12 protein-coding genes, 1 pseudogene and 1 riboswitch are annotated in these 10,073 nt (G+C 65.1%); of the genes and pseudogenes, 10 read left to right on the top strand and 3 right to left on the bottom strand.

Annotated features, from left to right (window positions below):
* Positions 1-1,353, bottom strand: coding sequence for an MFS transporter (locus ATJ78_RS05345; protein WP_342744777.1), 1,353 nt, complete (start codon positions 1,351-1,353; stop codon positions 1-3).
* A 66-nt stretch (positions 1,354-1,419) separates the two neighbouring features.
* Positions 1,420-1,484: riboswitch (guanidine-III (ykkC-III) riboswitch) on the top strand.
* Positions 1,485-1,497: 13 nt separating this feature from the next.
* On the opposite strand from ATJ78_RS05345, the gene ATJ78_RS05350 reads away from it, so the two are divergent.
* Positions 1,498-1,812, top strand: a complete 315-nt coding sequence (locus tag ATJ78_RS05350) for a DMT family transporter (RefSeq protein WP_098409222.1) — start codon at positions 1,498-1,500, stop codon at positions 1,810-1,812.
* 2 nt (positions 1,813-1,814) lie between these two features.
* Positions 1,815-2,183: a DMT family transporter gene (locus tag ATJ78_RS05355; RefSeq protein ID WP_098406655.1), complete on the top strand. Its 369-nt coding sequence runs from the start codon at positions 1,815-1,817 to the stop codon at positions 2,181-2,183.
* Here the strand turns inward: ATJ78_RS05355 and ATJ78_RS05360 are convergent.
* Positions 2,174-2,914, bottom strand: a complete 741-nt coding sequence (locus ATJ78_RS05360) for an SDR family oxidoreductase (protein ID WP_098406656.1) — start codon at positions 2,912-2,914, stop codon at positions 2,174-2,176. The genes ATJ78_RS05355 and ATJ78_RS05360 overlap by 10 nt on opposite strands.
* Positions 2,915-3,125: 211 nt before the next feature.
* On the opposite strand from ATJ78_RS05360, the gene ATJ78_RS05365 reads away from it, so the two are divergent.
* The 8 genes and pseudogenes from ATJ78_RS05365 (at position 3,126) to ATJ78_RS05395 (ending at position 8,855) form a co-directional block, all read left to right on the top strand.
* A complete protein-coding gene (locus tag ATJ78_RS05365) occupies positions 3,126-3,677 on the top strand; it encodes a hypothetical protein (RefSeq protein WP_098406657.1) in 552 nt (183 codons plus the stop codon).
* 32 nt (positions 3,678-3,709) lie between these two features.
* Positions 3,710-4,378, top strand: a complete 669-nt coding sequence (locus ATJ78_RS05370; protein WP_098406658.1) for an NAD(P)H-hydrate epimerase — start codon at positions 3,710-3,712, stop codon at positions 4,376-4,378.
* Positions 4,379-4,414: 36 nt separating this feature from the next.
* Positions 4,415-5,512 carry an AI-2E family transporter gene (locus tag ATJ78_RS05375; RefSeq protein WP_098409223.1) on the top strand — a complete coding sequence of 366 codons (1,098 nt, stop codon included), beginning with the start codon at positions 4,415-4,417 and terminating at the stop codon, positions 5,510-5,512.
* Between the two features lie 127 nt (positions 5,513-5,639).
* Complete coding sequence (locus ATJ78_RS05380; protein ID WP_098406659.1) at positions 5,640-6,017, top strand: YciI family protein; 378 nt, start codon at positions 5,640-5,642, stop codon at positions 6,015-6,017.
* Positions 6,018-6,092: 75 nt separating this feature from the next.
* Positions 6,093-6,206 (top strand): annotated as a pseudogene (locus ATJ78_RS16060) (RNA polymerase subunit sigma-70); the annotation flags it as partial.
* 352 nt (positions 6,207-6,558) lie between these two features.
* On the top strand, positions 6,559-6,954 hold the full coding sequence (locus ATJ78_RS16065; protein ID WP_245836418.1) for an RNA polymerase sigma factor: 396 nt from the start codon (positions 6,559-6,561) through the stop codon (positions 6,952-6,954).
* Between the two features lie 8 nt (positions 6,955-6,962).
* On the top strand, positions 6,963-8,495 hold the full coding sequence (locus ATJ78_RS05390) for a deoxyguanosinetriphosphate triphosphohydrolase family protein (protein WP_098406660.1): 1,533 nt from the start codon (positions 6,963-6,965) through the stop codon (positions 8,493-8,495).
* Positions 8,496-8,588: 93 nt separating this feature from the next.
* Positions 8,589-8,855, top strand: a complete 267-nt coding sequence (locus tag ATJ78_RS05395; RefSeq protein ID WP_098406661.1) for a TFIIB-type zinc ribbon-containing protein — start codon at positions 8,589-8,591, stop codon at positions 8,853-8,855.
* A 72-nt stretch (positions 8,856-8,927) separates the two neighbouring features.
* On the opposite strand, the gene ATJ78_RS05400 is transcribed toward ATJ78_RS05395, so the two are convergent.
* On the bottom strand, positions 8,928-9,785 hold the full coding sequence (locus ATJ78_RS05400) for an aggregation-promoting factor C-terminal-like domain-containing protein (RefSeq protein WP_245836218.1): 858 nt from the start codon (positions 9,783-9,785) through the stop codon (positions 8,928-8,930).
* Positions 9,786-10,073: the final 288 nt, after the last annotated feature.

Consider the following 10,073-nt stretch of genomic DNA (forward strand, 5'->3'; position numbering starts at 1 on the left):
TCACCGTTGCGGGTCGAGCGCGTCGTAATTCGCAAATCGCGGGTGCGTGCGCACCAGCATCCACACGATCAGCACAATGAGGATGCCGCCGAAAAGCGGTGGCACCCAGAGGGCCGTGAGCGCCGTCACCGCGCCCGCGACGAGGTCGCCGACCCGTGGGCCGCCCGTCACGACGACAGTGAAGACGCCCTGAATGCGGCCGCGCATCGCATCGGGCGCTGACGCCTGCAGCAAGGTCATACGGAAAATCGAGCTGACGTTGTCTGCACCGCCCGCGACAACCATGCAGAGCGTTGCGGCGATCAGCGCCGGCCAGTTCACCTGCTGCTCGCTCGCGACACCACCGCTGAGCGCCGCGATCAGAAGTACGACGCCGAACGCGAGCGTCGCTGCGCCGAACACCGCGATGGAATTGCGGATCGCGAGTCCCTGACGTCGCAGGGCACCGAGCCGGCCAGAGAAGACGCTCGTGATGAACGCGCCGACGGCGACACCCGCCGTGAGCACGCCGACCGTGATCGCGCCACCGCCGAGCAGCAGCGTTCCGACCGCGGGGAACATGACGCGCGGCTGCCCGAAGGTCATGGCCACGATGTCGACGATGAACGACATGCGAATGTTGGGCGCCGTCTTCAGAAAGCGCAGACCCTCCATGATGGAGGCGAACCCCGTTGAGCGCACCTCGCCCTGCGGCTCGATTTTCGGCAGCGACGCGATCCCCGCGAAAGCGAACGCAAACAGCACGACATCGGTCGTGAATGTCCACTGCACGCCGACCGTTGCGACGAGCACGCCCGCGAGCGCTGGGCCGACGGTGACCATGACACCCGCGCTGATGCCCGTGAGGGCGGATGCTGCCGGCAGAAGCTCGATCGGCAGCAGGCGAGGCAGAATCGCCTGCCTGGTCGTACCGAGCACCGTCGCGGCAACGGTGTTGATCGTCATCACGAGGTAGAACGGCCACACCTGCTCCACGTGCAGCCATGCGAGAATCGCGAGCGTCACCGTTGAGCTCCACGCGATGACCGCCGTGACGAGGGCAAGCTTTCGGCGATCGAACGCATCGGCCAGCATGCCGCCGTACAGCCCGAAGACGAGCATCGGCACGAGGGCGAAGAGCGCGACGAGCGAGACCGCGAACGTCGACGCCGTGAGGTCGTAGATGTGCAGGCCGATCGCGACGATCGTCATCTGCGTGCCGATTCCGGCGACGGCATTGCCGCCCCACAGCCGGGCGAACGCCGGGCTGCGCTTGAGCGGCGTCAAGTCCGCGAAGATCCCGGTGCGCGGCGCATCGGGAGGCGTGCCGGGAGAATCGTGCTCTGCCTCACCCGGGTTCTCGGAGTCAGTCACAACGTGATCACCCGGTGAAACTACCACGTGCTCCAGATCTGCTCAGGCAGCCCCGCTATTCTGGTCACCAAGGTCCCCACCGGGCCTGCGGACGAGGGAGCAGTACCCGCACAGCGACAAGACTGACCAGGAAAGGTGATTGTCGTGGCGTGGGTGATTCTCATCGTCTCGGGCGCACTTGAGGCCGTGTGGGCCAGTGCCCTGTCAGCATCCAAGGGTCTTAAAAAGCTGTGGCCCAGCGTTCTGTTCGTCGTCTCGATGTGCGCGAGCATGGCCGGTCTCGCGTTTGCGATGACGTCGATTGCGACCGGCACTGCCTACGCCGTATGGGTGGGGATGGGCGCCGTGCTCACGACCGTGTGGGCAATCGTGTCGAAGCAGGAGCGCGCGACGGTCACGCGCGTGCTGCTGCTCGCGGGGCTCGTCGCGTGCGTCGTCGGCCTCAAGGTGGTGAGCTGACCATGCGGTTCTGGATCGTTCTGCTTGCCAGCTCTGTGCTCGAAGCCGTGTGGGCGACGGCCCTTGGGGAGTCGCACGGGTTATCGCGGCTTGTTCCATCGATGGTGTTCGTCGTCGCGCTGACCGGAAGCATGCTCGGTCTCGGCTATGCCATGAAGGGGCTGCCCGTGAGCGTGTCATACGCGGTGTGGACGGGCGCGGGGGCCGCCCTCACTGTGACATGGGCCATGGCGACGGGCGCAGAAGCGGCGTCACTGCTCAAGGTGCTGTTTCTCGCGGGAATCGTGGCGTGCGTCGTGGGTCTCGCTGTCTTCACGCCCGCGACGCCGAAGCAGCAGGCAGAGTCCGAGACGGATGCTGCTCAGCTGTAGTGCTTCGCGAGGTACTCGCTGAAGGTCTGCGTGCCGTAGCCGGGACCCGGCACCATGTTCTTGCGTTCGCGCAGCGCCCGAACGATCGCTCCAGGCAGCCGGATGGATACGATGCGCTTCGTCGAGTGCGCGGCGGCCTTCCACTGCCGCGCCATCTGTTCGGCACTGAGCTTCTCGGGGCCGCCGATGTCGCGCACACGACCCGCCGGTTCTCCTGCTGCCAGCTCAGTGAGCCGCGTGGCGACGTCATCCACAGAGATCGGCTGCGCGCCGAAGCGCGGAACGAAGATCCACGGCAGGCGCTTCTGGTACGCGAAGATCATTCTCATGAGGTCGTGAAACTGGGTGGCGCGCAGAATCGTGTGGGGTACTGGTGAGGCCTCAAGCAGGTGCTCCACCTCCAGTTTCGACTGGTAATAGGGAAGAGGGATGCTCTCGATGCCGACGATCGAGATGTAGATGATGTGCGACACACCGCGACGCTCCGCCTCGACGAGCAGCCGCTCGGCAGCATCCACGTCTTTTGCATTTCCCGACGTGGCGAGGTGCACCACGGTGTCGACGCCGTCGAGAGCGTCGCCCAGACCGGTGCCCGTGAGCAAGTCGCCCTGCACTCGATCCGGCCCGGCATGGCGGCTCAGAACGCGCACCGAATGTCCCGCTCGGCGCAGTGCATCGACGGTGGGAATGCCCACCGTTCCCGTTCCTCCGGTGACCAGAATCTCGCTCATTCCATCATTGTCTCGAACCGGTGCGATTCCGGCTAGAGGTGCGGGGCTGACAAATGCGAGGCGGAGGGCTATATTGGTCGGCGGCCTGAAAACGGGAGGTGTGCAATGCGGTTCTGTGAGACACAGCATTCGTCCCGCGTTCATGCCGAGAAAGCCCGGTCGACCCGACCGGCACCCGCCCTGTGCGGGCCCCACGAGAGAAAGCACAGAAGTGAGTGCATCGTCCGTCGTTCTGCGACGTGGTGATTATCTTGACTGCCTGACAGAACTTGATGCCGAAGCCTCAGGGCGCGGCGTTCTGACCCGCGAGTTCGAGGAGTTCGTCCTGCACCGTGAAGGTGAGGATGCTGCGAGAGCGCTGATCGTCGGCGTCGACCTGTCTGAGTGCGATCGAGTGCGCGAGGTAAAGCGGTCGCTGCGTCGCATTGAGCAGCAGATTGACGATTCGTGCGCATTGCTCGAGGGCGACGCGCACGTGTACGTCGTGATCAAGGGAGGCGCCGCGCGCTCGTCGCGCGTTCTGCCCATCTACGAGACGCTCGCCGAGAAGTTGCACATGCTGGCCGGAAGCTCGCACGGCATCGAGATCAGCTCGACCGTGATCGACTGCACCGACTGCGAAGACAAGACGCTTTTGGCGAGGCGCATCATGGGTGACGTCACATCGACGAGCGCCGACGAAGGTTCGCCCGCGTCGGCTCTGCAGTGGCGTGAACTCGCGGACAGTTCCATTTGTGAGGCGTCGCTCAGCGACTACCTGTAGCGGCTCTGCGGCTGTCGCCATAGCCTGGCAGCATGATCTCGTATACGGCAGCGCAGGTGCGCGCCGCTGAACAGCCGTTTCTCGATGCGGGCGTGCCGCTTATGCAGCGAGCAGCACTGGCGCTCGCCGATGAGATCAGTGCCGTGGTGGATCACGCGCAGATGAGCACGCACGATTCTGCACCAGCACGCGTTCTTCTCGTCATCGGATCGGGCAACAACGGCGGCGATGCGCTGTTCGCCGGCGCGATTCTGGCCGCTCGGGGTCTTCTCATCGACGTGGTGCAGACCTCCGAACGCGTACACGAGGCAGGACTCACGGCTGCCGAGCAGGCGGGAGCGACGGTGACGTCCGCCGAGGACGTCGACGCCCTGCACTACGACATCATCGTCGACGCTATCCTCGGAACCGGATCGAGCGGCAGCGGGCTGCGCGGCACGGCACGCGAGATCGTGCAGCGCATGCTGTCGCAGCTCACTGAGCCACAGCATCCGATCATCGTCGCGTGCGACCTGCCGAGCGGCATTCATCCAGACACGGGAGCTGTGCCCGGCCCGTGCGTTCTGCGAGCCGACCTTACCGTCACGTTCGGGGCGGCCAAGGCGGGGATGCTGCGGGAACCCGCAGCGTGGTACGTCGGTCGGCTCGTCGTCGCCGACATCGGGCTTGCGGCCGAACTGGAGCGAATCGCGGCCGGGTGACGCCTCGCGACCCCGTGCTCCCATAGAGTGACCGACATGAGACGTCGTCGGCAACCCGCCATCGAGCCCGAGAATCGTCGGCCCCGCATGATCGTCGTGGGGAGGCCGCTGCGCACAGGATTTCTCGTCACGATCGGCGTGCTGCTCGCCGTCGCGCTCGGCGTCGCCGTGTCGAGCCTGTCAACGGTTCTTATCTATCTACTCTTCGCCGTCTTTCTCGCGCTTGCGATCGAGCCCGCGGTGAAATGGTGCTCACGGCGCGGAATCTCACGACCGTGGGCAATCGTCATCGTGTTCGCCGGTGTCTTCGTTGTGCTCGGCGGCATCCTCGGCTTCGCGATTCCCATTCTCGTGGGGCAGATCGCCCTGTTCGCCCGGTCGGTTCCCGCGCTCATCGACGAGTTTGCGACGTCGGATCTGTTTCATACCCTTGAGGGAATTTTCGGCCCGGGACTCGAGGGGCTGCTCGGTGATCTGCAGGCGTTCGTCGCCGACCCCTCGAACATCGCCGCGATCGGCGGCGGCGCGCTCAAGGTCGGAGTCTCGGTGGCGACGGGACTTTCGGGCGCGGTCATCGTGATCGTGCTGACGCTGTACTTCGTTGCATCGCTGCCCAGCATCAAAATGTCGATGTACCGCCTGGCACCCGCGAGAAACCGGGCGCGGCTCTCCGATATGACCGAGCAGATCACCGACGCGATCGGCGGATACACGGCGGGAATGGTCACGTTGGCATTCGTCAACGCGATCTTCACGGGGCTCCTGTATTTCGTTCTCGGACTGCCGTTTCCGCCACTCATGATGGCGGCCGCGTTTCTGCTCACGCTCATTCCGCTCGTCGGATCCGTGTTGTTCTGGGTCATCGGCTCGGTGCTCGCGCTCTTCGCGAACCCACTTAACGCACTCATCTTCGCCATCGCGTATCTCGTATACATGCAGATCGAAGCATATGTGCTCACTCCTCGGGTGATGAACAAGGCAGTATCGATTCCGGGCTCGCTCGTTGTGATCGGAGCTCTCGTGGGCGGCACGTTGCTGGGGTTGCTCGGCGCGCTCATTGCTGTGCCCGTGACGGCATCCATTCTGCTCATCATCAAGCAGATCTGGATTCCGGCTCAGGACGCCCGCGTCTGACGCCAGCACTGACCTGGCGCACGAACGGAACAGGGCATTTTTCTCGAAGTGTCGATTGACGGACGGGTCGATCGTCATCAAGGTAGAAACGGCAACGGGTCGTTTCGTACCTGGTAAGGAGAAACACATGCGTTACGCGCTCATTTTGCACAACGAAGAGGTCAGGCAAGAAGACGTTCCGGCCGAGGCATGGGCAGACGCCGAAGTGGGCTTCGAACGTTTCGTTCGCGAGCTGACCGATGCCGGCGTGCTGGTCGATGCCGCCATGCTGCACCCGTCGTCGTCTGCCTCGATCGTCAACGTGCGCGAGGGGAAGATGCGGGTGCAAGACGGTCCGTTCGCCGATACGAAGGAGCAGCTCGCCGGGATCTTCGCCATCGACGTGCCTGATCTCGATGCCGCGCTCGCGTGGGCCGAGAAATGTCCAGGCGCTGCTTACGGAAGCATCGAGGTTCGACCGGCGCAGCTTGTCGCCGGCGACGGAGCGTGGCACCCGGCCGGTTGACCCATGGCTGAGCAGAACGCGCGCGACGTTGCCGAAGAGGTTCGGCGCGCCGCGCGCGATTCTCGTGGCCATCTGATGGCGATCCTCGCCGCCGGAACGGGAGACATCGCGGCGGCAGAAGACGCGGTTTCGGACGCTTTCGAGCGAGCGCTGCGGACGTGGCCGATCTCGGGAGTTCCCGACAATCCGAGCGCGTGGCTTCTCACCGTTGCGCGCAATCGAATGCGAGATGGCTTTCGCTCGGCGAACGCGCGCACAACTGTTCCGCTCGACGAAGCAGAGGCGACACCACACCCACACGATGGTGCCAGCGATGTCGACGGCATTCCCGACCGTCGCCTCGAGCTCCTCTTCGCCTGCGCGCATCCGGCAGTCGAACGCACCGTGCGAACACCGCTCATGCTCCAGGTGATTCTCGGCGTCGACACCGCGACAATCGCTCGCGCGTTCGCCGTGCCCGCGCCCACCCTCGCGCAACGGCTCGTCAGGGCCAAGCGAAAAATCCGAGGATGCCGAACTCATCAGGCGAGGCGAAGACTACGTGCGACGCGCCGCAGACGCCCATCGCGTCGGGCGTTTTCAGCTCGAGGCGGCGATCGAGTCCGTGCACTGCGACCGGGCGCGAACAGGCCGCGTCGACTACTCCGCGCTGGCCACACTTCTCGCGGTGCTCGTCGCCCGAGCTCCGACCCTTGGCGCACTTGTCGCACAGGCGGCTGTGGCCGCAGAAACCGAGGGACTAGAGGTCGCGCTCGCACTGCTCGACGCCATACAGCACGCGGAGAGGTTTCAGCCTGCCTGGGCGCTGCGTGCGCACCTCCTTACGCGTCTTCGTCGAGACGACGACGCCCGGCGAGCGTACGACAAGGCGATATCACTCACGACGGAGCCGCCGCTTCGCGCCTACCTCGTCGAGCGGGCACGCGCGCTAGGCTGAACCGCACTATGGTCACGAGGCAGAGAACGCACACCGAGGGCGGGCGCGAGCGGGCGATCGACGAACAGGTTCGCGAGGGCGAAGACGAGTTTCGCGTCGACATCGAGCGCATCAGGTTCTCCCCGTATTTCTCGAGGCTCTCCGCCGTGACGCAGGTGATTCCGCAAGCCGGATCCGGGACCGTGATCCACAACCGGCTGACGCACTCTCTCAAGGTGTCTGCCGTAGCACGTTCGATCGCCATTGGGCTGCGCTCGACCGACGAACCGACTCAAGCGCTCATTCAGGAGCTGGGCGGGTGCGACCCGGTCGTCGTGCAGGCGGCGGCTGCGGCGCACGATCTCGGTCACCCGCCGTTCGGCCACCTCGGAGAGCAGGAGCTCGACAGGGTCGCGCGCGAGACGCTCGGGCTTCCCGACGGCTTTGAGGGCAACGCGCAGACCTTTCGCATACTCACAGCGCTCGACAGCTGTGACGCGACGGCGCGCGGGCTGAACCTCACGCGCGCGGTGCGCGCCGCTGTGCTCAAATACCCGTGGACGCGCAACGAGTGGCGCACAGTTCCGGGGCGCCCGCCCGAGCAGATGCCGCGCGGCGTCGGAACCGATCTCGCGGCGGGGGCTCAGAAGTTCTCGGCATACGACGTCGAAGCCGACGAGATGCGCGACGCACTCTCGGTGTTTCCCACGATCGCCGAGCACCAGCAGACCCTCGAATGCTCGGTCATGGACATCGCCGATGACATTGCGTACGCGGTTCACGATCTCGACGACTTCTACCGTGCCGGCATCCTGCAGTACACGGCGGTCTCAGCTGAGCTGCGAGCGTGGCTCGATGGGCGAGCGCAGCTGGCGGCATCCGACTATTCCGAGCTTGACCCGCGCAGGCCGGGGCACGCGCTTGAAATCGCATGGCGCCGTGTCGAGGCGAAGGATCCGTGGACCGCTGATGCCGAGGCCTTTCGAGAATCGGTTGAGCGGATCGGCACCGACCTCGTCGACGGTCTGCTCGCGGTTCCCTACGATGGCGGACTCGAAGCCGATCGTGCGGTGACCGGGTTCACGAGGCGGTGGATCGACAGGCTCAAGGCCTCGATCGCCGTCGAGCGCGAGCCAACGGTGCGCAGCGGTCACGTCAGGCTTGCGGATGCTGCATGGCATGACGTAATCGTGCTGAAATTCGTGCATTCGCGCTTCGTTCTCGACCGCTCCGACCTTGCCGTGTATCAGCGGGGGCAGACGCGCATCGTCGCCTCGCTCGCGGAAGGATTCAACGATTGGCTCGCCGATCGTGACGACGCCGATCGAGCGCCGCGACGGCTGCTCGACTCCGTTGAGGCCGCGACCGAGGAGTACCGGCAGCTGCGCGACACGGCCCCCGAGCTGTTCGAGCACGGCGGTGGCGCGGAGGTTGAGCGCCTCGGTCGTTCGCGAGCCATCGTTGACTACATCGCGTCATTCACCGATGCGCAGGCGATCTCGCTGAACGCTCTTCTGACGGGCACGTCTGAGGGTCTCTGGGAGGCGGGCCGCGGCCTCTGAGCCCAGGCGGCGGAGTCTGAGCGAATCCGGAGCTTCGCGACACCGCGCTCGGGTACTCTGAGGCAACTGACGCCCCTGGAGGAAGGTTCCCCCATGAAGTGCCCTGTTGACGATGCTGTACTGCTGATCTCCGAACGCTCGGGCATCGAGATCGATTATTGCCCTCAGTGCCGCGGTGTCTGGCTCGACCGCGGTGAACTCGACAAGATCATCGACCGCAGCGAGTCCGTGCCGCCCGCTGCTGCTCAGAGCTTTCCGCCGCCGCAGCAGCCGCGCTATGACGATCGTCGTTACGGCGACGACCGAGGATACGGACGCAAGCGCAAACGCGAGAGCTGGCTGAGCGACCTCTTCGACTGAGGCCTCTGCGCGCACCGATTCGGTCCCGCGCAGCATCGAGCGACATGCAGGATGCTGCGCGGGTTCCGTTCGTCAGTACCAGCCGGTGGCCTGGGAATGGCCCCAGGCTGAGCAGGGCGAGCCATAGACGCTCGAGATGTACTGCAATCCCCAGGTGATCTGGGTTGTCGCGTTTGTCTTCCAGTCGCTCGCGACGCTGCTCATCTTGCTGCCCGGGAGTGCCTGCGGAATCCCGTAAGCACCGCTCGATGGGTTGGACGCCGTGTGCGACCAGCCAGACTCCTTGTTCCACAGCGACACGAGGCAGCTGAACTCGCCAGCTCCCCAGCCGTATGTCTCGGCTGCCATCGACTTGGCTGTCGCCTTGGCGCCTTCTGGAGTGTTGGCGGCCGCGCGGCGTGCGGCCTCTTCCGCGGCGCGCTTTTCGGCCTCCTCGGCCTTGCGCTGCTTCGCGGCCTCGCTGTCTTCGGCCACCGAGGCGGTCTCGGCTTCCGTCTGCTTCACGAGGTTCGTGGTAAACGTCGGCGTGAGCGTGCGGTACTCGGACAGCCGATCGACGTACGTCGCCAGATCTTCGGTGTCGACGGATTCATCGGCCTTGTCGAGCACCGAGCTCGCGCTCTCGAGCGTCTCTTTCGCGCTCTGCTGGGCCGTCTGCTCGGCTCGGAGCTCATCGTTCGCCTGTGCCACGGCTGCGGCGGAGTCGACCAGTGGGTCTTGGTCAACCGCTGGCGTTGCCCAGCTTGCGGCGAGGCCGGTTCCGCTCAGGGTGAGTGTGAGGGCCAGAGTCGCGCCAAGTCCAACGCGTGCCCTGCGCCGGTTGCGCGCCCTGCGCATGCGGGCGAGGTGGTTGCGGCGCGGGAAGGGGGTGAGTAGTTCGTCGCCGGTCTCGGCGGGGGTATCAATCGATGAAGTATCAGCAGAAGTCATTAAGTCTCAGGGGTCGGGTTCAGGGGACGTACCGCGCGTTGGGTCAACGCGCTCGCGAGCGCGCAGTGCTTCGGGGCAGGCGCGCTCTGGGCACGAAGCACGACACTGATGCATAAATCTGAGTGGTTTCATACCGCAATCTGGGAAAACAGTTCATGGCAGCGTGGCTGGGCAGGCGGGGAGGTCGAGAAAACCGGGTTGAATCGGATGCTGTTGTGTCGCTGTCTCGCCTGCCATGGCGCGGAACTCGCGCTCATGTGACGCGGCACGGCGAGCGAGCGATCCTGG

The sequence above is a fragment of the Paramicrobacterium agarici genome (assembly GCF_002563955.1).
Classification (GTDB): Bacteria; Actinomycetota; Actinomycetes; order Actinomycetales; family Microbacteriaceae; genus Paramicrobacterium; species Paramicrobacterium agarici.